Source organism: Devosia naphthalenivorans, from assembly GCF_003056355.1.
In the GTDB taxonomy this organism is placed as follows: Bacteria; Pseudomonadota; Alphaproteobacteria; order Rhizobiales; family Devosiaceae; genus Devosia; species Devosia naphthalenivorans.
On sequence record NZ_PYVW01000002.1, the window covers coordinates 50,173 to 74,574 of the forward strand.

The 24,402-nt window shown below is 62.2% G+C and carries 23 protein-coding genes; 22 read left to right on the forward strand and 1 reads right to left on the reverse strand.

The window, feature by feature from the left end:
• Nucleotides 1-27 precede the first annotated feature (27 nt).
• The 14 genes from ruvB (at nt 28) to C8264_RS03445 (ending at nt 15,600) form a co-directional block, all read left to right on the forward strand.
• A complete protein-coding gene (ruvB, locus tag C8264_RS03380) occupies nt 28-1,017 on the forward strand; it encodes a Holliday junction branch migration DNA helicase RuvB (RefSeq protein ID WP_245892945.1) in 990 nt (329 codons plus the stop codon).
• On the forward strand, nt 1,014-1,814 hold the full coding sequence (locus C8264_RS03385) for a metallophosphoesterase (RefSeq protein WP_108459561.1): 801 nt from the start codon (nt 1,014-1,016) through the stop codon (nt 1,812-1,814). The genes ruvB and C8264_RS03385 overlap by 4 nt, the downstream gene beginning before the upstream one ends.
• On the forward strand, nt 1,811-2,224 hold the full coding sequence (gene ybgC, locus C8264_RS03390; protein ID WP_108459562.1) for a tol-pal system-associated acyl-CoA thioesterase: 414 nt from the start codon (nt 1,811-1,813) through the stop codon (nt 2,222-2,224). The genes C8264_RS03385 and ybgC overlap by 4 nt, the downstream gene beginning before the upstream one ends.
• A gap of 312 nt (nt 2,225-2,536) precedes the next feature.
• Nucleotides 2,537-3,238 carry a protein TolQ gene (gene tolQ / locus C8264_RS03395; protein WP_108459972.1) on the forward strand — a complete coding sequence of 234 codons (702 nt, stop codon included), beginning with the start codon at nt 2,537-2,539 and terminating at the stop codon, nt 3,236-3,238.
• Between the two features lie 7 nt (nt 3,239-3,245).
• Nucleotides 3,246-3,683, forward strand: a complete 438-nt coding sequence (locus C8264_RS03400) for an ExbD/TolR family protein (RefSeq protein ID WP_205245618.1) — start codon at nt 3,246-3,248, stop codon at nt 3,681-3,683.
• A gap of 11 nt (nt 3,684-3,694) precedes the next feature.
• Nucleotides 3,695-4,903: a hypothetical protein gene (locus tag C8264_RS22350; RefSeq protein WP_205245608.1), complete on the forward strand. Its 1,209-nt coding sequence runs from the start codon at nt 3,695-3,697 to the stop codon at nt 4,901-4,903.
• Nucleotides 4,904-4,963: 60 nt separating this feature from the next.
• Nucleotides 4,964-6,274, forward strand: a complete 1,311-nt coding sequence (gene tolB / locus C8264_RS03410; protein ID WP_245892920.1) for a Tol-Pal system beta propeller repeat protein TolB — start codon at nt 4,964-4,966, stop codon at nt 6,272-6,274.
• A 419-nt stretch (nt 6,275-6,693) separates the two neighbouring features.
• Entirely contained in the window at nt 6,694-7,149 is a 456-nt protein-coding gene (pal, locus tag C8264_RS03415; RefSeq protein WP_108459973.1) for a peptidoglycan-associated lipoprotein Pal, read from the forward strand.
• A gap of 173 nt (nt 7,150-7,322) precedes the next feature.
• Nucleotides 7,323-8,339 (forward strand): tol-pal system YbgF family protein, encoded by a 1,017-nt coding sequence (locus C8264_RS03420; protein WP_162783436.1) that lies wholly within the window; start codon nt 7,323-7,325, stop codon nt 8,337-8,339.
• Nucleotides 8,324-9,598, forward strand: a complete 1,275-nt coding sequence (gene tilS, locus C8264_RS03425) for a tRNA lysidine(34) synthetase TilS (protein WP_108459566.1) — start codon at nt 8,324-8,326, stop codon at nt 9,596-9,598. Before C8264_RS03420 ends, tilS begins: the two co-directional genes overlap by 16 nt.
• An 869-nt stretch (nt 9,599-10,467) precedes the next feature.
• Nucleotides 10,468-12,396: an ATP-dependent zinc metalloprotease FtsH gene (ftsH, locus tag C8264_RS03430; protein ID WP_108459567.1), complete on the forward strand. Its 1,929-nt coding sequence runs from the start codon at nt 10,468-10,470 to the stop codon at nt 12,394-12,396.
• A gap of 235 nt (nt 12,397-12,631) precedes the next feature.
• Nucleotides 12,632-13,975 (forward strand): phosphoglucosamine mutase, encoded by a 1,344-nt coding sequence (glmM, locus tag C8264_RS03435; protein ID WP_108459568.1) that lies wholly within the window; start codon nt 12,632-12,634, stop codon nt 13,973-13,975.
• A gap of 151 nt (nt 13,976-14,126) precedes the next feature.
• Entirely contained in the window at nt 14,127-14,858 is a 732-nt protein-coding gene (locus C8264_RS03440; protein ID WP_108459569.1) for an outer membrane protein, read from the forward strand.
• Between the two features lie 73 nt (nt 14,859-14,931).
• The gene (locus C8264_RS03445) at nt 14,932-15,600 is read left to right on the forward strand and encodes an HAD family hydrolase (RefSeq protein ID WP_245892921.1); all 669 of its coding nucleotides are present in this window, start codon (nt 14,932-14,934) and stop codon (nt 15,598-15,600) included.
• A gap of 12 nt (nt 15,601-15,612) precedes the next feature.
• On the opposite strand, the gene C8264_RS03450 is transcribed toward C8264_RS03445, so the two are convergent.
• Nucleotides 15,613-16,545 carry a dihydrodipicolinate synthase family protein gene (locus tag C8264_RS03450; RefSeq protein WP_108459571.1) on the reverse strand — a complete coding sequence of 311 codons (933 nt, stop codon included), beginning with the start codon at nt 16,543-16,545 and terminating at the stop codon, nt 15,613-15,615.
• Nucleotides 16,546-16,918: 373 nt separating this feature from the next.
• Between C8264_RS03450 and C8264_RS03455 the strand changes: the two genes are divergently transcribed.
• The 8 genes from C8264_RS03455 (at nt 16,919) to C8264_RS03490 (ending at nt 24,275) form a co-directional block, all read left to right on the forward strand.
• Complete coding sequence (locus C8264_RS03455) at nt 16,919-19,858, forward strand: monovalent cation/H+ antiporter subunit A (protein WP_108459572.1); 2,940 nt, start codon at nt 16,919-16,921, stop codon at nt 19,856-19,858.
• Nucleotides 19,858-20,193 carry a Na+/H+ antiporter subunit C gene (locus C8264_RS03460; protein WP_108459573.1) on the forward strand — a complete coding sequence of 112 codons (336 nt, stop codon included), beginning with the start codon at nt 19,858-19,860 and terminating at the stop codon, nt 20,191-20,193. The genes C8264_RS03455 and C8264_RS03460 overlap by 1 nt, the downstream gene beginning before the upstream one ends.
• Nucleotides 20,194-21,825 carry a monovalent cation/H+ antiporter subunit D gene (locus tag C8264_RS03465; RefSeq protein ID WP_108459574.1) on the forward strand — a complete coding sequence of 544 codons (1,632 nt, stop codon included), beginning with the start codon at nt 20,194-20,196 and terminating at the stop codon, nt 21,823-21,825. It abuts the gene before it with no gap.
• On the forward strand, nt 21,822-22,313 hold the full coding sequence (locus C8264_RS03470) for a Na+/H+ antiporter subunit E (protein WP_245892922.1): 492 nt from the start codon (nt 21,822-21,824) through the stop codon (nt 22,311-22,313). The genes C8264_RS03465 and C8264_RS03470 overlap by 4 nt, the downstream gene beginning before the upstream one ends.
• Nucleotides 22,310-22,591, forward strand: a complete 282-nt coding sequence (locus C8264_RS03475; protein ID WP_108459575.1) for a K+/H+ antiporter subunit F — start codon at nt 22,310-22,312, stop codon at nt 22,589-22,591. Before C8264_RS03470 ends, C8264_RS03475 begins: the two co-directional genes overlap by 4 nt.
• Nucleotides 22,588-22,977 carry a monovalent cation/H(+) antiporter subunit G gene (gene mnhG / locus C8264_RS03480; protein WP_108459576.1) on the forward strand — a complete coding sequence of 130 codons (390 nt, stop codon included), beginning with the start codon at nt 22,588-22,590 and terminating at the stop codon, nt 22,975-22,977. Before C8264_RS03475 ends, mnhG begins: the two co-directional genes overlap by 4 nt.
• 48 nt (nt 22,978-23,025) lie before the next feature.
• The gene (locus C8264_RS03485) at nt 23,026-23,391 is read left to right on the forward strand and encodes a response regulator (protein WP_108459577.1); all 366 of its coding nucleotides are present in this window, start codon (nt 23,026-23,028) and stop codon (nt 23,389-23,391) included.
• Between the two features lie 455 nt (nt 23,392-23,846).
• Entirely contained in the window at nt 23,847-24,275 is a 429-nt protein-coding gene (locus C8264_RS03490; protein WP_108459578.1) for a GreA/GreB family elongation factor, read from the forward strand.
• Nucleotides 24,276-24,402: the final 127 nt, after the last annotated feature.

The window sequence follows — 24,402 nt, forward strand, 5'->3', positions numbered from 1 at the left end:
GGCCGCGACGACACGCTCGATGTGTCCATGCGGCCCACCGGCTTTTCCGAGTTTGTCGGGCAAGCGGCGGCGCGGGCCAATCTTGAGGTTTTCATCAAGGCCGCCAAGCAGCGCGGCGCGGCGCTGGACCACGTGCTGTTCGTCGGACCGCCTGGCTTGGGCAAGACCACGCTGGCGCAGATCATCTCGCGCGAGCTGGGGGTGGGCTTCCGCGCGACATCGGGCCCGGTGATCGCCAAGGCGGGTGATCTTGCGGCGCTTCTGACCAATCTCGAAGACCGCGACGTGCTGTTCATCGACGAAATCCACCGGCTCAATCCCGCGATCGAGGAAGTGCTCTATCCCGCGATGGAGGATTTCCAGCTCGACCTGATTATCGGGGAGGGGCCGGCGGCGCGTTCGGTGCGCATCGATCTGGCGCGGTTTACCCTGGTTGGGGCGACGACGCGGGCGGGATTGCTGACGACGCCATTGCGCGATCGCTTCGGCATTCCGGTGCGGCTCAATTTCTATACGCCCGAGGAGCTGGTGCAGATCGTCACGCGCGGCGCGCGGTTGCTGGGCATGCCGATGGCACCCGATGGAGCGATGGAGATTGCCCGCCGCTCCCGAGGCACGCCGCGCATTGCCGGGCGTTTGCTTCGCCGCGTCACCGATTTTGCTTTGGTCGACGGCTCGGGCGAAATAACCCGTGCCATTGCCGACAAGGCGCTGTTGCGGCTCGATGTGGATGCGCGCGGGCTGGACCAGTTGGACCGGCGCTATCTCACCACCATTGCCGATTTCTACAATGGCGGCCCGGTGGGCATCGAAACCATTGCCGCTGCGCTCAGCGAGCCGCGCGATGCGATCGAGGAAATCGTTGAACCCTACCTGCTCCAGCAGGGCTTTATCCAGCGCACGCCGCGCGGCCGCATGTTGACGGGGCTGGCCTTCCAGCACCTGGGCCGCGTGGTGCCGCAGGGATTCATCGGGATGCAGTCGAGCCTGTTCGAAGAGCCGGAGAGCGACGCTTGAGGCCGGTGGTGCGCGTCACGCGCTATGCGCCAAAGATTGCGGGGTGGCCAAGCCAGCTCAAGCTGCGCATCGTCATGCTGACCGATTTCCACGCCTGCGAACCATTCATGAACGCCAAGCGGGTAGCAGCGATATGTGCCCAGGCCAACGGGCTGGGTGGCGACCTCATCGTCCTGCTTGGAGACTATCTTTCCGGGCCCCGGTTCAGCACGCCGCCCAAGGGGCAATGGGCGGCTCCACTCAAGGCGCTGTCGGCGCCGTTGGGCGTGCATGCGGTGCTGGGTAATCACGACTACAACCACCAGCCCAAGGGCGTCCCCACGGCGGTGGAACGGGCGCTGACGGCGGTCGGCATTCCCGTCTATATCAACCGGGCCAAGCGCTTCGAGCATGGCGGGCAGGGCTTCTGGCTGGCCGGACTGGGCGACCAATACGCCTATCTGCCGCACGGTTCGGCCCAGCAGACCGGCCATGGCGTCGATGATTTACCGGCCACACTGACGCAGGTCACGACCGATGAGCCCCTGCTGCTGATGGCGCATGAGCCCGACATTTTCGCCGAACTACCCCGGCGTGTGGCGCTCACCATGAGCGGGCACACTCATGCGGGGCAGGTGCAATTGTTCGGTCACGCGCCGGTCGTCCCCTCCCGCTTCGGCAAGCGGTTCCTCCACGGTCATATGGTGGAGGATGACAAGCATTTGATCGTCTCGTCGGGGCTGGGCTATTCCGGCCTGCCGATCCGCTTCGGCGCACCCCCCGAGATCGTCGTTGTCGAACTGGGCGGCGGCGCATGAGCGAGCATAGCTTTCCGGTGCGGGTCTACTACGAAGACACCGACTTTTCCGGCAATGTCTACCATGCCGCCTATCTCAAGTTCTTCGAGCGCGGCCGCACCGAATGGCTGCGCGAAGCGGGCATTCACCATAGCGAACTGGCCCAGCAAGGCATCGCCTTTGCGGTTCGCGCCATGGACATCCAGTTCGATGCCGCGGCGCATATCGATGATCTTCTGGTGGTCAAAACCGCGGTTGCGTCGGTCAAGGGCGCACGGCTGATGCTGACCCAACATATCCTGCGTAGGGAGACCGTGCTGACGCGGGCTAACGTCACGGTCGTCGCAATCAAGACCAGCGGTGGTCCGGCGCGGATGCCCAAGGGCATTGTCGAGAGGTTCGGCGGGGGCTCAAACGCGATCCCACTGTAGACCTCATCCTGACCCTTCGACAGGCTCAGGATGTCGAAGGACGAGGTCGTGGCACATACGGCGTTTCAAACCTCGTGGTTCGACAGGCTCACCATGAGGTTTCCAACATCCGGCACAGCCTCGCAGCCGAGTCGGTTTATTAACCTCTTCTTGACCATAATTGCGGCAAAGCGAACACGTGTCCGGCAACAGCCTCGTTCAGGGCTGCCCTGCGCGGCATTTCTCTTAATTTTGACAGATTTCGCCCCCATCGCCCTAAGGCTAAGGGGTCGGGCATAGGAACCGGGCCGAAAGGATCACTTCATGGAAGCAATGGATGCTGTGGGGGCGGCCGCTCCGCACGCCGACTTGTCTATCTGGGGCCTGTTCTGGGCCGCCGACTGGATTGTGAAGTCAGTGATGCTGGGCCTGCTCGGCGCCTCGATCTGGTGCTGGGCCATCATCGTCGACAAGTCCATCACCTATCGTCGCATGGCCGCCGAGATGAACCGTTTCGAACGCACCTTCTGGTCGGGGCAGTCGCTGGAAGAGCTCTACCAGCAGCAGTCCGAGCGCACTTCGGGCGGGCTGGGCGTGGTATTCGTCGCCGCCATGAAGGAATGGAAGCGCAGCCACGAGCAGAACGCCGCGAGCTTTGTCGGCATGCAGCAGCGCCTGGACAAGGTGCTCGACGTCGCCATCGCACGCGAAAGCGAAACGCTGGAAAAGCGCCTGGGCTTTCTCGCCACCATCGGTTCGGCCGGCCCGTTCATTGGCCTGTTCGGCACGGTCTGGGGCATCATGAATGCCTTTACTGCCATTGCCGCATCCTCCAACACCAGCCTCGCCGTTGTTGCTGGCCCGATCGCCGAAGCGCTGTTCGCGACGGCCATTGGCCTCGTGGCCGCTATTCCGGCGGTTATCGCCTACAACAAACTGAGCGCCGATGCCGGAAAGTTGATCGGCCGGCTGGAAGGCTTTGCCGACGAGTTCTCGACCATTCTCAGCCGCCAGCTCGAAGCCCGGAGCCGCTGATATGGCTATGGGTGTTTCATCAGGTGGTGGTGGCGGCGGACGCCGCCGCCGTGGCCGCAAGAAAGCGGTGATGAGCGAAATCAACATCACGCCCATGGTGGACGTGATGTTGGTGCTGCTGATCATCTTCATGGTGGCAGCGCCGATGATGACGGCCGGCGTGCCTATCGACCTGCCGACCTCTTCGGCCGCTGCGATGCCCAACCAGGCCGATCCGGTCACCGTTGGCGTCACCCCTGAAGGGGCCGTGTTCATCGACGAAACGCCGGTGCAGGAAGCGGATCTGGTTGCGCAGCTCGCCGCCCTGGGCGTCGATGGCGCCGAGGACCGCATCTTCCTACGCGGCGATACCAGCGCCAATTATGGTGCGGTGATGCGTGTCATGGGCGTGCTGTCGGCCGGAGGCTACAGCAAGATCGGCCTCATCACGCAGCCGGACCAGTAAGGGTAAGTCCGATGCGCACCGGCGTTACCGTTTCAGTTGTCGCCCACATCGCCATCATCGGCATCGGCTTGGTGAACCTTGGGTTCGCCGAGCCTCTGACGCCGATCGAGAATGCGATTGCGGTCGACCTGGTGCCGGTCAGTGAATTCAACAATATCCGCATGGGCTCGCTCGACAGCGAGATCGTGGAAACCGAGACGCCCTCCATTGTCGAGGACGACCAGCCGGCCGAACTCGCCCAGCCCACCGGCAATACCGAGCAGGACCAGCCCGAGCCATCGGAAGCGGACATTCCCACACCCGCTCCCGTGACCAACACGGCGCCCGAACCCGAGGCAGCCCCGCCGCCGGAGCCCGAGCCGGTTCCCGAACCGACGCCTGAACCGGAACCCGCGCCGCCACCCGAGCCTGCGCCGGCGCCAGAACCAGAACCGCAGCCTGCACCAGCGCCTACGCCAGCGTCACGGCCCACGCCGGTAGCGACCCCGACGCCGGCGCCTGAACCCGTCCCTGCACCCGAGCCAGAGCCGGAACCCGAGCCAGAGCCGGAACCCGAGCCTGAGCCGGTGCCGGAGCCGACGCCCCCTGAGCCCGAGACCCCGCAGGTCGCTGCGCCCGCGCCGGCCGCACGGCCAAGCAATCTTGACCAGTTGCGCAAGCAGTTTGCCGCCGCCGAAGCCGAACGTAGGGAGCGCGAGGAAGAGGAACGCAAGCGCGTGGCCGATGCCAAGGCTGCAGCGGAGGCTGCCGAGCGCAAGAAGGCCGAGGACGCAAGGCAAGCCGAGCGCGAGGCCGAGCAGGCTGCGCCCGCCCAACTCGATGCCTCACTGGCTGACGATATTTCGTCCATCATCAATCGCGACAACAGCACCGGCGCCACGACCGGGCAGGGCGGCGCGCCAACCCTGGGCGACACGACCGGCGCTTCGGCAACGCTGAGCCAGACCGAAATCGGCGCCCTCGTCGCCAAGATCAAGCAGTGCTGGTACTTGCTGCCCAACGAAGAGGCGAGCGGTGCCGAGGTGACGGTGAACATGCGTCTCAACCAGGATGGCTCACTGGTTTCCGCTGCGCAGATCGTATCGGTCAGCCAGCAACCTGAAGCGATCACCATTGCCCAGAAGGCAGTGGGGGCGGTTACTCAATGCGGGCCGTACACCATGTTGTCAGCCGCCAGCTACGATCAATGGCAGAATATCAACGTCACGTTGCGTCCGTGACTTATTGGCAGCACGTTCGTGACCCAGGATGGTGCGCGAATGGAAGGAATGGAGACTGAAATGAGTTTTGTCACCCGGCGCAATGCCCTCAAGTTAGGTCTTGCAGGCGGTTTGGCCATGGCCATGGCTTCCAGGGCAAATGCGCAGCTCAACATCACGGTCGAGGGCGCCAATTTCCGCCCGCTGCCGATCGCCATTCCCGACTTCGCTTCATCAGATCCGGCCTTCGGGCGTGAGATCGCCGAGATCGTGCGCAACAATCTGTCCCGCTCCGGCCTGTTCCTGCCGCTCGATACAGCCTCGCTGCCGATCCAGGTCGGCGACGTCAACGCGACGCCGGACTTCAACACCTGGCGCACGGCCAATGTCGATGCGCTCGTCATGGGCGGCGTCGAACGCGGCGGCACCATCTCGTCCTCGGTTCGCGTCTGGGATACCCGCCAGGGCGCGCAGGTGGTGGGGCAGAGCTACAACACCGATCCCAATTCCGCGCGCCGGGTCGGCCACATCATCTCGGACGCCATCTATTCCGCGCTGGCCGGCGGAACGGGATATTTCGACACCCGCGTCATCTATACGGCCGAAAGCGGCCCCAAGGCCAACCGCGTGCGGCGCCTCGCCATCATGGATCAGGACGGCGCCAATATGCAGTACCTGACCGATGGCAGCACCATGGCGCTGACGCCGCGCTTCTCGCCCAATGGCGACATGGTCACCTATATGAACTTCGCCGACGGCAATCCGCAGGTTTACCTGCTGCAGCTGTCGACCGGCCGCCAGCAGCGGCTCGCCAATGTCGGCGCCATGACCTTCGCGCCGCGTTTTTCGCCCGATGGCGGCACGGTTGCCTTCTCGGTGGAACAGGGCGGCGCGACCAATATCTATACCGTGGGCATCAATGGCGGCCAGCCGGTGCAGCTGACCTCTGGCGCAGCGATCGACACCGGTCCGTCCTATTCTCCCGATGGCTCGCGGATCGCTTTTGAAAGCGATCGTGGCGGCTCGCCCCAGATCTACATGATGGGCGCCAGCGGGGGTAACCCCAACCGCATCAGCTTCGGCCAGGGCAGCTATTCGACGCCCGTCTGGTCACCCCAGGGCGATCTCATCGCCTTCACCCGCCAGTCGGGCGGTCAGTTCAACATCGGTATCATGAACCCCGACGGCTCGGGCGAGCGCATGCTTTATTCGAGCTACCATGCGGAAGGCCCGACCTGGGCGCCAAACGGTCGCGTCATCATGTTCTTCCAGGACCCGGGCGGCAATGACGGCCCCAAGCTGCAGAGCATCGACATCTGGGGCCGTAACCTGCTCACCATCCCCACCGAAGGCTATGCCTCCGATCCTTCGTGGTCGAAGTTGCGGTCCTGATATCGTCCTTCCCACACATACGGCGTCATTCCCGCGAAAGCGGGAATCCCACTTTCGTGCTGGAGCAAGAGGAGATTCCCGCTTTCGCGGGAATGACGCCGTGAATACGGGATTGACGACGAGTGTGCGGGAGTGAGGTAGTCCATTTCGCAGGAGATGGATTGATCGCAGCGCGTTGAACGACCACCCCACCCTTAACCTTAACGCGCGCCCATCCGTCCGCTGTTGCACATCAGCATCATCACGAAAAAGCCTTGATTCCGGCCACATTCGAGCCGCGATAAGGCAACATTAACCACGCAGACAAACTCGGCCTTAAGATTAAGTGCGGTAAATGTCGTGCTTAAGATTGTTGCCTTTCAGGAGCCTCCCCCGTGGTTATCACCGCACCCATCAACACCGTATTGCGCGCTGCCGCGATGCTGCTTTTCGTCGTGGTCGTGGCGGCCTGTTCGCGCACGCCAAACAGCAATGTCGGCATGACCGGCGTTGGCAATCTGGGTCCGGGCGGTGGCGCTCCCGGTAGCCAGCAGGAATTCCTCGTCTCGGTCGGCGATCGCGTGTTCTTCACCACCGATTCCAGCTCGCTCACCCCAGAGGCTTCTGCCACCCTCGACAAGCAGGCTGCCTGGCTCAACCAGTACCAGAATTACCGCATCATGATCGAAGGCCATGCCGACGAGCGCGGCACGCGCGAATACAACATCGCGCTGGGTGCCCGCCGCGCCTCGGTGGTCGTGAACTATCTGGTGTCGCGTGGCGTCAACCAGCAGCGCATCACCTCGCAGAGCTTCGGCAAGGAACGCCCCGTGGCGATCTGTAACGACATCTCCTGCTGGTCGCAGAACCGCCGTGCGGTTACCGTCGTCCAGTAAGTAAAACGGCGGCGCCCTCCCGCGCTGCCGACACCATCCAGTGCAAACTGGAGGCAAGAGCGTCCGGAGCCACCAATTGGCCCGGGCGCTTTCTTTTGACCAAAATTGGCCTTTATTGGCTGCTTGCAACAAGCCGGCGCTCGCATTTGGCGGGGCCGTTGGAGGCTGCTGATTTGACCAAGAAGAAAATGGACGTGGCGCGCAAAACGGGTGCGCTCGCCACTGTGCTGGCACTGGGCCTGTCCCTGCCAACGCTGGCCCATGCGGCAATATTCGAATTCCCCTTCGCCAACAGCGCCGAGACGACCCGCGAGGCTCCCGCCGAGCGCCTCTATGTGGCGCAGTCGCAGGAAACCGCGCAATTGCTGCTGCGCATCCAGCAGCTTGAAGAACAACTCCGCTCGGTCAACGGGCAGGTCGAAGGCCTGACCTTCCAGATGACGCAGATGCAGGAATTGCTGACCCGCACCACTGAAAGTTACGAAGCGCGCCTGAGCGCCCTGGAAGGCGGTGCAGGGGGAAAAACTGATGCGGCAAATCCAGCAGGCGGCGTGACGCAGCCCGAGGCCTTGCCGCAGGACTCCAGCGGCGTGCCCTCCACCGAAATCCCGGCACAGGGCGTGCAACCGCTGCCCGGCGAAGCAGAGTTTGACCCGACCTTCGATGACGGCTCGGCTCCAGCGGACGAGTTGGGCAATTCCGCCGATCCGCTGGTCGGCACGGGCGCATCCGGCGGGGTCGATCTCACCACGGGCCAGCCGCTCGATCTCAACCTGACGCCGCAGGACACCGGCGATGCCGACGCCGATGCGCAGTTCGCTGCGGGCGCCGATGCCCTGGCCAAGGGTGATTATGCCTTTGCCGAGGACCAGTTCAGCCAGTTCCTGTCGCTCTATCCCGAAAATCCGCAGGCGCAGGATGCGGCAAACCTGCTGGGCGAGGCTTTGTTGCAGCGCGAGGCCTACAACGAAGCGGCCGATGTGCTACTCAAGGCCTATCAGCAGAAGACCGATAGCGACGTGGCGCCCGAATTGCTGCTCAAGTTGGGTGTTTCCCTGGCCGGGGTAGGGGAGCGTGAAGTCGCCTGCCGCACCCTGGCCCAGGTGGATGGCAATTATCCAGACCTTGAGCCAGAGCTTGCCGCACGTCTTGCCCAGGAGAAGACCAAAGCCGCATGCCCACCCGCCTGAGCTTTGACCTCGATGACGCGGCCGACCTCGACCGGCTCTTTGCGCCGGTAAAGGGGGAGCCCGCCATTGGGCTCGCCGTTTCCGGCGGAGCCGATAGCCTGGCGCTGATGGTGCTGGCCAAGCGCTGGGCGAACAGTGCTCCAGGACGTCCGCGCCTGCACGTCTATTCGCTCGATCATGGGCTACGGCCCGAAGCAGCGCGTGAAGTCGCGACGGTGATCGAGACCGCGACAAGCCTGGGCCTAAAGGCGACGGCGCTGCAATGGTCGGGCGACAAGCCCCGAACCGGCGTTCAGGAAGCCGCCCGCAGCGCACGCTATTCCCTGATCGGGCAAGCCATGGCGCAGGATGGTGTCGGCGTATTGCTCACCGCTCACCACCGTCAGGATCAGGCCGAGACCGTTCTCATGCGCATGGCCCATGGCAGCGGCATTGAGGGCCTCAAGGGCATGTCGTTGCTGGCCGAGGTCGAAGGCGTGCGGGTGTTCCGCCCCCTGCTCGATGTCGATCCCGCGGCCCTGCGCCAGGTGGTGGAGGATGCGGGCCTCACCCCGGCGGAAGATCCTTCCAATATCGACCCGCATTATGAGCGGGTACGCTGGCGCCTGGCCATGCCCGCCTTCGCAGAACTTGGCCTCGACGCCGCGGCGCTCTCCATTTTTGCCGAGCGGATCGCGGAAGCCGACGCCGCCATCGCGCAGATGGCCAATGCCTGCTTCACCGAACTGGTCCGGCTCGATGGTTTTGGCTCAGCCCGCATCGAGCTCGCGCCCTTTCTGGGCCTCAGTCCCGCCATTTCCACACGAATGCTGAGCCGGGTCCTCAACATCGTCGGCGGCCGGCAGAAGCCGCGCGCGCTGGGCCAGGTGGAGCGCCTGCGCCAATCGATTGCCGACGGCAGTCTGCCCAAATCCACCACGGTTCTGGGCTGCGTCGTCCGTTTCAAGGACAATGACATCGCCATTGCCCGCGAGCCCGGCCGCATTGCCCCGCCCGACGCCATGCTGCTGCCGCGCAGCGAGCTGGTGTGGGACGAGCGGTTTCTGATCATCAATGGCTCCGATCACGCGGACCTCACCGCCAGCGTCGCCGATTACCTGCCCCGCCACCGGCTCGAGGATTTCCTGGGCTTCAAGGTCACCGCCCCCGCCGAAGCCATCCGCACCGCACCCATCGTGCGCGACCCCGATGGCGGCGTGCTATCACTGGGCGGCTGGTCGTTCGACGAGCGCATCAAGGTGCAGCTGCTGATCGATTGAGAAGGCCATGAGCTCTACTGGGCGAATGCTTTAATGACACCGCAAGTGCAGTGCCTAGTGGTCAGCCGGGGTAGTAACACGCTTCCCATCGGCGAGCCCCAGACTGGGCACCGCCCCCTCAGTCATCTCCCTCCCCCTTGCGGGGAGGGATCAAGGGTGGGGGTTCCGGTCCCTGCTCAACCTCGATGTGGTTGTGTCCCGAAAGCGCCGCACCATCTCACCCACCCACCGTGCTTCCCTCGGGCTCGACCCGAGGGCCACCCTCCCCACGGCACAACCAACGAGAGACCCTTGGGTCAAGCCCGAGGGCAGAATGGCGTTTTTGATTACATCTCCCCACCCACCGCGCTAATCCCTCCCCCTCCCAGGGGGAGGTCAGGTGGGGGTTCTCTCCACACCCACAAATCTATCCATCTTCTCCCCCCTCCATCTCCCACATACTATCCTCCCCGATACCAACCTCACGCTCAGCGGGTCGCGCGAACCGGCTAGTGTCGTTGCCAGATGGGGCGGGGATGTCGTGATCCCCGCAGGCAAGCGGAAGTGTTACCGGGTCTATGGCGGCCCGGAGCCAGAGTCGCGCGCGCCGCAAATCCCATCGCATGTGGCGAGGCTCTGTCTCACACACTAAAACTTACCGGGGCAGGGCCTCGCCACGTGCACGCTGATAACCGCCGGGACACCCCGTGCGGTGTCTTGGCTTGCGCTATGGAACCATCGATTCCACGCCGTATTAACCCAAACGTGACAATATGGCTGGACGGGAAGGCCAAACGACCGCAGGTCTTGCCCTTGTAACGCCCTATTGCCGGACATACATTCGGCGCACGTACCGGCACCAACGGCCGGCCTCTCCGGGACAGGAATTGATGAACGGAAATTTCCGCAACTTTGCCATCTGGCTGGTCATACTTTTTATGCTGATGGGCCTGTTCCAGGTCTTTCAGTCTTCGACCCGCTCGGTTTCCGTTTCTGACAAGAGCTATTCCCAGTTCGTCACCGACGTTGAAGCCGGTTCGGTCACCAGCGTTACCATCACCGACAACGTAGTTTCGGGTTCGCTGCGCGATGGTACGCGCTTTGAAACCGTGCTGCCCGATGGCGCCGACGTAATCTCGCGCCTCGAAGACAAGAATGTGGCGATCACCGCCCGGGCTCCCGAATCGAGCCCGTTCTGGTCGATCCTGCTGTCGTCCTGGTTGCCCTTCATCGTCATCATCGGCGTCTGGTTCTTCTTTATACGCCAGATGCAGGGCGGTGGCCGCGGCGGCGCGATGGGCTTTGGCAAATCGCGCGCCAAGCTGCTCACCGAATCACATGGCAAGGTGACGTTCGAAGACGTTGCCGGCGTGGACGAAGCCAAGCAGGATCTCGAGGAAATCGTGGAGTTCCTGCGTGACCCAGGCAAGTTCCAGCGCCTGGGTGGCCGTATTCCGCGCGGCGTGCTGCTGGTCGGCCCTCCCGGTACCGGTAAAACGCTGCTGGCCCGCTCGGTTGCCGGCGAAGCCAATGTGCCGTTCTTCACCATTTCGGGTTCCGACTTCGTTGAAATGTTCGTCGGCGTGGGCGCATCGCGCGTCCGCGACATGTTCGAGCAGGCCAAGAAGAACGCCCCGTGCATTATCTTCATCGACGAAATCGACGCCGTCGGCCGCCAGCGTGGCGCCGGCCTTGGCGGCGGTAACGACGAACGCGAGCAGACCCTCAACCAGTTGCTGGTCGAGATGGACGGCTTCGAGGCCAATGAAGGCATTATCCTGATCGCCGCGACCAACCGTCCCGACGTGCTGGACCCTGCGTTGCTGCGTCCAGGCCGCTTCGACCGTCAGGTCGTTGTGCCGAACCCGGACGTGTCTGGCCGTGAAAAGGTGCTCAAGGTTCACGTCCGCAAGGTGCCGCTGGCCCCTGATGTGGATCTCAAGGTCCTTGCCCGTGGTACCCCCGGTTTCTCCGGTGCTGACCTGATGAACCTCGTCAACGAGGCCGCACTGATGGCGGCGCGCAAGAACAAGCGCTTCGTGACCCATCAGGAGTTCGAAGACGCCAAGGACAAGATCATGATGGGCGCCGAGCGCCGCACCATGGCGATGTCCGAGGACGAAAAGAAACTGACCGCCTATCACGAAGCTGGCCACGCCATCATCGCGCTCAAGGTTGCGGGCATCGACCCCATCCACAAGGCGACGATCATTCCGCGCGGCCGTGCACTGGGCATGGTGATGACCCTGCCCGAGAGCGACAGCTATTCGTTCTCCCGCGAAAAGGCCCTTGCCCGCCTGACCATGCTGTTCGGTGGCCGCGAGGCTGAGATCATCAAGTTCGGCCCGGAAAAGGTCACCTCTGGCGCCTCCGGCGATATCCAGATGGCAACCAATCTGGCCCGCTCTATGGTCATGGAATGGGGCATGAGCGAAAAGCTTGGCCGCGTGCGCTACAAGTCCAATGACCAGGAAGTGTTCCTCGGCCATTCGGTGACGCAGTCCCAGCATATGTCTGATGACACGGCCCGCATCATCGACCAGGAAGTGCGCAAGCTGATCGAGGATGGTGAAGCGTCCGCCAAGGACATCCTCACCACCTACCACGATGAATGGGAAGCGATTGCCCAGGCACTGCTTGAGTTCGAGACGCTGACCGGCGACGAGCTTCGCGCCCTGATGGAAGGTAAGCAGCCTGTGCGGCCAGATGATAACGGCCCGACCAACAAGGCGAGCGGCGTTCCATCTGCCGGCAAGCTGGGCAAGAAGCGCCCCGATGCGCCCCCCGAAGGCGGGCTCGAGCCACAGCCGGGTAGTTAGGGTACTGCGAGTTTGCTCGGAGTCATTCCCGCGAAAGCGGGAACCTCACTTCCCCACAAAAGTGGGATTCCCGCTTTCGCGGGAATGACATTGTGGCTTCTGGTTTGGATATAAGATTATAGGGCCGCTGCAAGGCGGCCCTTTTCCATTGCGCGCTTATCCGTTATTTCGCCGTGAAGCGGCGTTAACGTATAATCGCTAGAGTCGCCGGAATGGCGGACGAAGAGGGCAGATCATGGTCAGGAAATATTTCGGTACCGATGGTATTCGCGGGCTCGCCAATGGCGACAAGCTGACCCCGGAACTGGCCATGAAAATCGGCATGGCTGCCGGCAAGAAATTCGTGCGCGGCGAGCACCGCAATCGCGTCGTGATCGGCAAGGATACCCGCCGCTCCGGCTACATGATCGAAACCGCGCTGACCGCCGGGTTCACCGCCGTGGGCATGGATGTTTATCTGCTGGGCCCGATGCCGACGCCCGCCGTTGCCATGCTGACCCGCTCGCTACGCGCAGATCTTGGCGTCATGATCTCGGCTTCGCACAACCCCTATGACGACAACGGCATCAAGCTGTTCCGCCCCGATGGCTATAAGCTGTCCGATGAGGTGGAAGCCGATATCGAGCGCCTGATCGATGGCGACAGCCGCTCGCTTTTGGCGCATGGCATGGAGATCGGCCGGGCGCATCGCGACGAAGAAGCCCGCACCCGCTACATCGAATATGCCAAGCGCACCCTGCCGCGAAACGTGGACTTGTCGGGCCTGCGCGTGGTGCTCGATTGCGCCAATGGCGCGGCCTACAAGGTCGCACCCATCGCCCTGTGGGAGTTGGGCGCGGAAGTCATCACCATCGGCGTTGAGCCCGATGGCTACAACATCAACCACAAGGTCGGCTCCACAGCGCCGGACGCCGTGGCGGCCAAGGTGCGTGAGATGCGCGCCGATATCGGCATTGCACTCGATGGCGACGCCGATCGCGTCATCATCATCGATGAAAAGGGCAATGTGGTCGATGGCGACCAGTTCATGGCGGTGATCGCGGAAAGCTGGATGCAGCGCGAAATGCTGCAGGGCGGGGGGATCGTTGCCACCGTCATGTCAAATCTGGGGCTTGAACGCTATCTGACCTCGCTGGGACTGACGCTGGAACGCACCCAGGTGGGCGACCGCTACGTGCTCGAAGCCATGCGCGCCAAAGGCTTCAATGTGGGCGGCGAGCAGTCGGGGCACATCATCCTGTCCGACTTCACCACCACGGGCGATGGTCTGGTCGCGGCGTTGCAATTGCTGGCCGTGCTCAAGCAGCAGGAGCATCCGATTTCCGAGATCTGCGCGCGCTTCGCCAAGGTTCCGCAATTGCTGCGCAGTGTCCGCTTCAAGGCCGGCAAGCCGCTCGAGCACAAGCAGGTCATCGCCGCCATCGCCGATGGTCAGGCCATGCTGGGGCAGGGGGGGCGGCTGGTGGTGCGTGCCTCGGGGACCGAGTCCGTTATCCGCGTCATGGGTGAAGCGGACGATGCAGCATTGGTCACCACCGTGGTCTCCCAGATCGAGGCCGCTATTCTCCAGATCGCCTGAGATATTGCCTCATTTCCTTGCCGCTCCAGTATAGTGGCAAGCAGTTTGACGCGTGATTAGGGTTAAGCGTTTAGGTTAAGCGCGCTTTAATAAACTTCGACCATATTGATTGGCAACCAACTGGTGTCGTGGCAATCAAAGGACGAAACTCATGCGCAAGCTCATCGCTGCGGCTGTTGTGGCAGGAGCCACTCTCATCGCCGGTCAAGCAATCGCCGCCGACTTCCCCGAATACCCCCCGATCATCGAAATTCCGGAAGTGGACTACGGCGTAGAGGGTTCGTTCTACCTGCGCGGAAGCGCGGCCTTCAATGGCCTGTGGACCGAAGAAGGTATTGGCTATGAGTGCGGCGCCTGCGAGACCACTTTCCCCTTCGAGGAAATGGGCTACGGCTACAGCGTCGGCGCGGGCTTTGGCTATGAAACCGGCACTGGTCTGCGTGCCGACGTGACCGTTGACTACGTCAACAACGAAGATATCGAGTTCTCCAGCCCCTCTGGTCTGGGCAATTACAGCGCCAAGCTGCGGTCCACCATCGCCCTTGCCAACGTCTACTACGATTTCTCGCTTGGTGGGGAATATGGCTATGGCGCCGCTGGCGGCGCTTTTGGCTACGTCGGTGCCGGTGCGGGTGTCGCATTCAACCGGATCGAAGCCTCTACGCCAGCAGGCGACGCCGTCCCATCTGGCAACAATACCAGCTTTGCCGCTGCAGCAATGGCCGGCGTCGGCTACGACTTCGGCTCCGTCGTCGCGGACGTTGGCTATCGCGGCGTCTATATTGCCGAAGTGAGCAATCGCGCCGCGGTGCCGCAGAATATCGCCGCCGAAAACAATTGGCTGCACGAAGTGCGCGGCACCGTTCGCTATCGCTTCAACTAATCGCTGCACCAACAGCACCAATCCTGTTCATCGGCGCCCAAGGGCGTCGATCTTTTTTATTGAGGAAATTGCCGTGACCGCCTGGCCTAAACTGGTGTTGTTCGACCTGGACGGTACCCTGATCGATTCCGTTCCCGATATCCGGCTGGCCATCAATGAACTGGTCGCCCTGGATGGTCTTGCCCCGTTCAGTGAGGCCGAGGTGCGGTCCATGGTCGGACGCGGTCTGGGCAAGCTCGTCGAGCGTGCCTATAGGGCTCGCGGCATGGATCTCCCGGCCAGCGAACTCCGGGCCAGATTGCAAACCATGGCCGCTATCTACATGCGCCACCTGACCGGGCATACGACGCTGTTGCCGGGCGCACTGGAGGCGCTGAGCAAAAGGGAAGGGCGGCAGTTGGCTCTGGTGACCAACAAGCTGCAGGCGGCCACCGAGGCGCTTGTCGATCATTTCGGCCTGCGTGGTGCCTTTGCCATGATCCTGGGCGACAGCGGCATTCCGTTGAAGCCCGCGCCGGACATGCTCCTGCACATTGCCACCTCACTTGGTGTCCCGCCCGGTGACACGGTCATGGTTGGCGACAGCGCAGCCGATATCGAATCGGCACGTCGCGCGGGCATCGCATCGATCCTGGTGGAGGGAGGCTATTCCGACATTCCTGCTGCCGAACTTGGGGCAGACATCGTCATCGCCGACTTGCACCAGCTTGAAGCTGCCCTTGCAACGTTCGGTCAGGGCTGAGCGAGCAAACTCTCAGGCGTTGATTTGCTGAAGCCGGATAGCCTGGCGCGCCAGCAGCCGCTCGATATCGGCGACGTCCAGCGATGAAAGGGCAGGGCGCGGCTTGCGCAGGGCCGCCGATTTAATGACGCCGCGTTTGGCCAGCACATATTTGCGTGCCGCAAGGCCGATCCCCTGCTGTTGCTCGTAGCGCGCTAATGGCAGGTAGGCGGCAAAGATCTCGTGGGCCCGGTCGACATTGCCCTCCGCAAACGCATTGACCACGCCCACCATCATTTCGGGATAGCAGAAGCCGGTCATTGCGCCGTCGGCACCGCGGGCCATCTCCTCGGGCAGGAAAAGTCCGCCATTGCCACACAGGATGGAAATGCGGCGGGTTTCGCCCTTCTCGCTGGAAGCGCGGAGCGCCGTGATCTTAGCCAGACCCGGCCAGTCTTCATGCTTGAGCATGACGCAGTTGGGCACTTCGCGCACGATGCGGTCGATGACTTTGGGTGCGATGGTGACATTGGTGGTGAGGGGATAGTCCTGCAGCACGAATGGGATCTGTCCCAAGGCCTCACCAACAGATTGGTAAAACGCAAAGCTCTGATCGTCGGTCTTGGTGGTCCAGGGCGGCGCCACCATCACCCCGGCGGCGCCTTGATCCATTACCGTCTGTGCCAGCTCAGCCATCGGAGCAAGGCCGGGAGCCGAAACGCCGACAACCACCGGCAAGCGTCCGTCGAGGCGCTTGAGTACGCGCTGCACGACCTGGGCCGACTCCGCTGCCGTCAGCTTCGGCGCCTCCCCCAATTGCCCAAGCACGGTTATGCCCGTCACCCCAACGCTCTCGTAGAAATCGATCATGGAATCGATGCTTTCGAGATCGAGCGCACCATCTTCGGAGAAGGGGGTCACAGCGATGACGTATACGCCCTTTGCCGCTTCGTTCAGCATGGCCATCTGTTTTCTCCTGGGGAGCGCCGCTCGGCGGCTGAGGAAATATCTATCGGCCCGCAACTGACGATCTGTCATCGGGGGACCGGAATCGTTTATCGCAAAGGCTGTGCCGCGTCCTACCGATTTTCTGCTCAATAGCTGTCGCTGGAAAAACTGACAAGCAGCGGCAATTGTGGCGCTCTTGGCTGGACAATCAGCAGTGCATATCCCAAATGTCCTTCTGCATGCTGCATCAACCATCGAGCGCCAGCCCGGTGAGCGCGGCATGATTTTCGCTGCGCAAGGTGGGCGCGACAAGTTTGACTGTTGCATGCGCAGCCAAACACGAGTCACTGAGTGCATCCTTATTTCAAACTCGTGAGTTTGCTCAGCCCCGATGATTCTTCCCATTCTCCTGGTCACGATTGTTGCCTTGCCGTTCGCTGGAGCGCTTATCGGTGCGCTGCTTCCGCGGGAACAACAAACGACCGGAGCGTGGCTGGCGGGACTGATCGCGGCATTCGGGCTGGGTGTGACGCTGTGGTCGTATCCGCAGATCACCAATGGCAATGTCGTCCGCATCGACATTCCCTGGATCAGTTCGCTCGGACTTGACCTGATCTTCAGGCTCGATGGGTTGAGCTGGCTGTTCTGCCTGCTGATCACGGGCGTGGGCCTGCTGGTGGTGCTGTATGCCCGCTACTACATGTCCCCCAAGGACCCGGTTACCCGCTTCTTCTCGTTTTTCCTGGCCTTCATGGGGGCGATGCTTGGCGTCGTGCTTTCGGGGAATCTGATCCAGCTGGTGCTGTTCTGGGAGTTGACCAGCATCACCTCGTTCCTGCTGATCGGCTACTGGTTCCACCTGTCGGCGGCCCGCGATGGCGCGCGCATGGCGCTGATCGTCACCGGGCTCGGCGGGCAGGCGCTGCTGCTGGGCGCGCTGATCATCGGGCATATCGTGGGCAGCTATGATCTGGACGTGGTTCTGGCCTCGGGCGATCTGATCAAGGCGCATCCGCTTTACGTGCCGGCGCTGATCCTTGTCCTTTTGGGTGCCCTGACCAAAAGCGCGCAGTTTCCGTTCCAGTTCTGGCTGCCGCACGCCATGGCCGCGCCGACGCCCGTTTCCGCCTATCTGCATTCGGCCACGATGGTGAAGGCCGGGGTGTTCCTGCTGGTCCGGTTCTGGCCCGTCATGGCGGGGACGGACCAATGGTTCTGGATCGTCACCTTCGCGGGCCTCACCACGCTGATACTGGGCGCCTATGCGGCGATTTTCCAGACCGACCTCAAGGGTCTGCTGGCCTATTCGACGATCAGCCATCTGGGTCTTATCACCACGCTTTTGGGCATGAGCAGCCCGCTGGCTGCCGTGGCGGCGATCTTCCACATCGCCAATCACGCCACTTTCAAGGCCTCGCTGTTCATGGCGGCCGGCATTATCGACCATGAAACCGGCACGCGAGATATCCGCAAGCTAAGCGGGATATTCCGCTTCATGCCGTTCACCGCCACCCTTGCGATGGTGGCGAGTGCGGCCATGGCAGGGGTGCCGCTGCTCAATGGGTTCCTCTCCAAGGAGATGTTCTTCAGCGAAACCGCGCTGCGCGACGCCAACCCGTTCGTCAATCTGGCTTTACCGATCGGCGCAACCATTGCGGGCATGTTCAGCGTCGCCTACTCGCTGCGCTTCGTGCATGGAGTTTTCTTCGGCCCGGCTCCTACCCAGCTCGATCGCGTTCCGCATGAACCGCCGGCACTTATGCGACGCCCCATCGAAATCCTGGTGCTCGCCTGCCTGATCGTCGGGGTCATTCCGGGGATCACCATCGGCCCGTTCCTTGCGGCAGCCGTCGTCTCGGTGACGGGGCCCGAAACCCCATATTACAGCCTTTCGGTCTGGCACGGGTTCAACGTGCCGCTGGCCATGAGCGCTGTTGCCCTGGTGGGTGGCGTGCTGCTTTACTGGGCGCTGTATGGCTATCTGCAACGCGGCATCGAGGGGCCTCCCCTGATCCGCAATCTGCGTGGCCAGCGCATATTCGAGCGGGTCCTCACGACTATCTCGTGGAAGGGGGCCAAGTGGATGGAGCGCCGCTTCGGCACAAGGCGGTTGCAGCCGCAACTCGCCCTGCTGGTGCTGTTTGCCATCGGAGCTGCTGTTGCTGCGGTGTGGGGGCGACTGGGTGAGTTGATCGCTCCGCCGACGCGGATGGACCCGGCATTTGCCGCGATCTGGCTCGTAGGCATTTGCTGTGCCATTGCTGCAAGCTATCAGGCCAAGTTTCACCGCTTGGCCGCCCTGGTGCTGTTGGGGGCCACGGGCATCGTCACCTGCATCACCTTTGTCTGGTTCTCGGCGCCTGATCTGGCCCTGACGCAGCTGCTCGTGGAAATCGTAACGACGGTGCTGATCCTGCTCGGCTTGCGCTGGCTGCCCAAGCGCGTCGCCTTTGCCGGCGATGATGTCGCCTTGCTCAAGGTGCGTATTCGCCGTGTGCGCGATCTAGCGATCGCCATTGTCGCGGGTATGGGCATGGCGCTGCTCGCCTATGCGGTGATGACCCGCCCGGTGCTGGTTGGCAGCATCGGCGATTATTTCCTGGAGCACGCCTACAAGCTTGGCGGCGGCACCAATGTGGTCAACGTGATGCTCGTGGATTTCCGCGGCTTTGACACATTGGGCGAGATCACCGTCCTCGGCATCGTGGCCCTGACGGTCTTTGCGCTCCTGCGTCGCTTCCGCCCTGCGGCGGAGTCGGTGGACAAGCCCGAGCAGCAGCGTTTGCAAAATGCGTTCGATGCTCAGCAGCCAGAGCGCTATGATGGTGAAACGGTCAGCGAATACCTGCTGGTTCCTGCCGTCATTATGCAGTGGATGTTCCCCGTCATCATCGTTCTGGCAGTGCATGTGTTTTTGCGCGGTCACGACCAGCCGGGCGGCGGGTTTGCGGCCGGGATCATCATGTCGATCGGCTTCATCCTGCAATACATGGCCGCCGGTACGCGCTGGGTAGAAGACCACTTGCGTATCCTGCCCATCCGCTGGATCGGGTTTGGTCTTCTGGCGGCGATGGGCACGGGACTGGGTTCGTGGGTGTTTGGCTATCCGTTCCTCACCAGCCACTTCCAATATGCCGAGCTCCCCTGGATCGGCCGGGTACCGATGGCGACCGCCCTGCTGTTCGATCTGGGCGTCTTTATCCTCGTGGTCGGAGCAACCGTGTTGATCCTGATTGCCCTGGCCCACCAGTCGGTGCGCTCCCCGCGCGCCGCGCGTCCGCCGGTCCGGGTGCCGGAAACCGAAGCGCAAATCGGGCAGGAGGTGCTCTGATGGAGCTTATTCTTGCCATCGGCATAGGGGTGCTGACCACTTGTGGCGTCTGGCTGCTGCTGCGGCCCCGCACGTTTCAGGTGATCGTGGGGCTGTCGCTGCTGTCCTATGCGGTCAATTTGTTCATCTTCGGCATGGGGCGCCTGCGCATCAATGCCGCTCCGGTGGTCAATGGCGGCACTGTCGATCCGCTGTCCTATACCGACCCTGTGCCGCAGGCGCTGGTGCTGACCGCCATCGTCATCGGTTTTGCCATGACGGCGCTATTTCTCGTCGTGATGCTGGCGGTGCGCGGCTTTACCGGTACCGACCACGTCGATGGAAAGGAGCGCTAGATGATGATGCTTCAGGATCATCTGATTATCCTTCCCATTCTGCTGCCGCTGGCAACGGGTGCATTCCTGCTGTTTGTGGATGATCGCCACCGCCCGCTCAAGGCAGGCATCAGCTTTGCCTCGACGCTGGCGCTGCTGGTGGTTGCGGCTCTGCTCGTCCATCGCGCGGGCCTTGTCGGTCCGGTGGATGGCGAATTGACCGCCACCTACCCGCTCGGCAATTGGCCCGTGCCGTTCGGCATCGTTCTGGTGGGCGACAGGTTGGCGGCGCTCATGGTGCTGCTGACCGCCGTGCTGGGGATGTGCACGCTGGTCTTTGCCATTGCCCGCTGGCACGCTGTTGCCCCCAGCTTCCATAGCTTGCTGCACTTCCTGCTTATGGGCTTGTGCGGGGCGTTTCTCACCGGCGATCTGTTTAATCTCTTCGTGTTCTTCGAAGTGCTGCTGGCCGCGTCTTATGGTCTGCTGCTGCATGGGTCCGGTTCCGCCCGGGCGCGTGCCGGATTGCACTACATAGCGGTCAATCTGGCGACGTCGTCCCTGTTCCTGATTGGCGCGGCACTGATCTATGGAACAACCGGCACGCTCAACATGGCTGATATTGCCGCCAAGATCACCAATGTGCCCGAGGCTGATCGCGGGTTGCTCGAAGCCGGAGCCGCCATTCTGGGCGTTGCTTTCCTCACCAAGTCGGCGATGTGGCCGCTCGGGTTCTGGTTGACCGGCGCCTATGCCGCGGCCTCCGCGCCGGTTGCCGCGGTATTTGCCATCATGACCAAGGTGGGCGTCTACGCGCTCTTGCGGCTGTCCTTGCTGTTCTTCGGGGATGCAGCGGGCGTGTCGGCAGGGTTCGGTCAACTGGTGCTGCTCTATGGCGGCATGGGAACGATAGCCTATGGCGCGGTCAGCGCCCTGGCCGCGCAGACCACGGCGCGATTGTCGGGCAGCCTCGTTCTGGTATCGTCAGGCACGCTGCTGGCAGCCATCGGGCTGGGCAACGAAGGCGTCGTCGGCGGTGCGCTGTTCTATCTGATCAGTTCGACACTGGCGATCAGTGCAATGTTCCTGCTGGTAGAACTCGTCGAACGCGTCCGCATGGAAGGCGCTGATATCCTGGCCGTCACCATGGAAGCCTATGGTGATGATGAGGAGGATGAAGCGGTGCAGGAAATTGGCACGGTCATTCCCGGCGCCATGGCCGTGCTGGGCATCAGCTTTGCCGTTTGCGCCCTGGTGCTGTCCGGTCTGCCGCCGCTATCGGGGTTCCTCGCCAAGTTCGCGATGATCTCGCCCATGCTCAACCCGGAAGGACTGGCGACCCAAAATGTCGTTTCGCCCCAGGCCTGGTGGCTGGCGAGCCTGCTGATCATTTCGGGCTTTGCGGCCCTCGTCGCGCTGGTGCGCACTGGCATCAACACGTTCTGGGCTACGCTCGAAGAAGCGCCGGCAGACGTACAGGTTATCGAGATCGTGCCCGTGGTAACGCTGCTGGCGCTGTGCATCGTCATGGCTGTCATGGCAGGCCCCATCCTGGGCTACATGGACGCAGCCGCCCAGGCACTTTACACGCCTGCCGGCTATATCAACGACGTTCTGGGCGCACCCCTTGCCGGTTCGGTGGCCGCGCCATGATCAAGCGTTTATTGCCCTATCCCCTGCTGTTCGTTGGTCTGGTGCTGATGTGGGTGCTGTTGCAGCAATCGGCCGGGATCGGTCAGTTGCTGCTGGGCGCTGCCGTGGCCTTCGGCGCGACCCACGCCATGGCGGCCCTGGTGCCCGAGCAGCCAAAGGTGCGGCGCCTCGACAAGGTGCTGCTGTTGATGTGGCTCGTGCTGGTGGATGTCGTCCGCTCCAATATCGCGGTCACCGCCATCATCATTCTGGGGCACCGGCGCCCGGAGCAGTCCGGCTTCCTGCGTTTGCCGCTTGATCTGCGCGACAAGACGGGCTTGGCCGTCTTGGCCTGCATCGTCACGGCAACGCCGGGCAGCGCTTGGCTCGAACACCGGGCCGCCGATAACTCCGTGCTGATCCACCTGCTCGACCTCAAGAGCGATCAGGAATGGATCACCACCTTCAAGGATCGCTACGAAACACTGCTGCTGGAGATCTTCCAATGAGCGCAGACCTGTTGTTCTGGATGCTGACCATCGCCCAGATATTGCTCGCGCTGGCGATGGCTGCCACGGCCTACCGCATCATCCGTGGTCCCCGGGCGCAGGATCGGATCCTGAGCCTTGATGCCCTCTACGTGAACGCCATGCTGGTTCTCGTTATCTTCGGCATGAAAACCGGCACCACGACCTATTTCGAGATCGCCCTCATTATCGGATTGCTCGGATTTGTCGGAACGGTCGCCCTTGCCAAGTTCCTGATGCGCGGAGAGGTGATCGAATGAGCCTTTCCGAACTCCCGCTCTGGTTGGTGCTTGCCGTGGGGATCTTTGCAATACTTGGTGCCATGCTGACCCTGGTCGGTACCATAGGCCTCGTGCGGCTCAATAATTTCTACGAGCGGGTCCATGCGCCAACGCTCGGCACCAGTCTTGGAAGCGGCTTCATCCTGCTCGCGTCAATTCTCTATTTCAGCGTAACCGCGCAGCGGCCCTCGGTGCACGAAGTGCTGATTTTCATCTTCGTTTCCCTGACCACGCCGGTGACCTTGATGCTGCTGGCCCGTGCGGCGCTCTACCGGGACCGCATGGAAAGCCCCAATGCCCGGCTCGACCCGGACGCTGATATCAAGTCCGAAATCCCTGGCATTGAAATTCGGGAAATACGCTAGTTAACTCATGTTAGCGGACTCCAGGGCGCGCCTGCGCTAGCATCGCGCATGGACCAGAATTGCCCATTGGCCTTGTTGCTGGAAGACGAGGCGCTCATTGCGATGGATGTGGAACAGGCACTCGACAGTGCAGGCTTCGCCGTAGCAACCATGTTGACCTGCGCCGATGCCGAGCAGTGGCTAGAGGCGCACCGGCCGGACGTGGTGATCGTCGACATCATGCTCAAGGACGGAACATGCGAGGCCATCGTGTCGAGGCTCGTGCAGGATCATGTCCCCTTCGTCGTGCATTCCGGCGACGTGCCAAGCCTGCATGCCAATACGCTGTTTTCCCGAGGTGTCTGGGTCAGCAAACCTTCCGATAGCCGAGAACTGGCGGAAGCCGCCAGCGGACTGATCCTCCAGACCAGTTGATGGGGCTGCCCGTCTCGGGAAATGCGCTCAGCTTGACTTTATTTATTCGCGGCTTACGCTGACTGCATGAGCCTGATCTCCAATATCTATCAAGCATTTGCCCACCGGACAGTTCCGGCCGAAGGATAGTTTCCCTAAACCGCGCATGTTTTTCTGCGCAAGGTTTAGGGATCAGGAACTCCAACACATCACCGATCACAGCCGTCAGCGTCCAGCCGCAAGTGCTGGGTTTAACGGAGTGCAACTGAAATGCTTGCTTATGGTTCGGCGCGCGGAAAGCTGATGCTGCTGCGCCTGTCCGGATTTGACCTGCCAATGAGCGCCTTGCCTGGTTCGGCCACCTGCTGCGGCAAGAGCTGAACCAGGTAAACCATTCCCTCCCTTCATCGCATTGATCCAGGGTGAACCGCCTTTGCGTAGGTTCCCGGATCATGAGAGCTCTTGGAAAATCTTTAATGACAATCGCAATGACACCCCTTCTTACCGAACGCGACCATGCCATCCTGGTTGGATTGTTCCGCCAGGGCGGCCTCCACACGGCAACTTACCTCCAGCAATTGCATGAGAAGCTTCAGACTGCTGAAGTCGTGCCGCTCGAGGAGGTGGAACCCGACCTCGCGACTTTCGGTAGTTTCGTTCGTTATCGCGTCAACGAAGGCCGGTCGATGGAACACAAGCTGGCGCTTCATCCCCGTCGCGGCCAGGAGCAACACACGATCTCGATCAGGACTGCGCGCGGCCTGGCACTCCTGGGCATGCGCGAGGGCCAGGTCTTTACCGCCCGGCAATCCCAGGACGTTCACGAAAGCATAGAAATCGAGATGATCATGTTCCAGCCCGAAGCAGATGGCGAGCAGCTCCGCCCTGAAGCCTTTGGGAGCTGACCTTCGGATCGCCGACGGGGGCCTCTCGGCGAACAGCGCCGGGAGGTCTTGTGGTATTCAGCAGATAAACTGCAGACAAACCGCAACAATATTCATTTGCTTACGAATGCTTCGTAACCATAGGCTG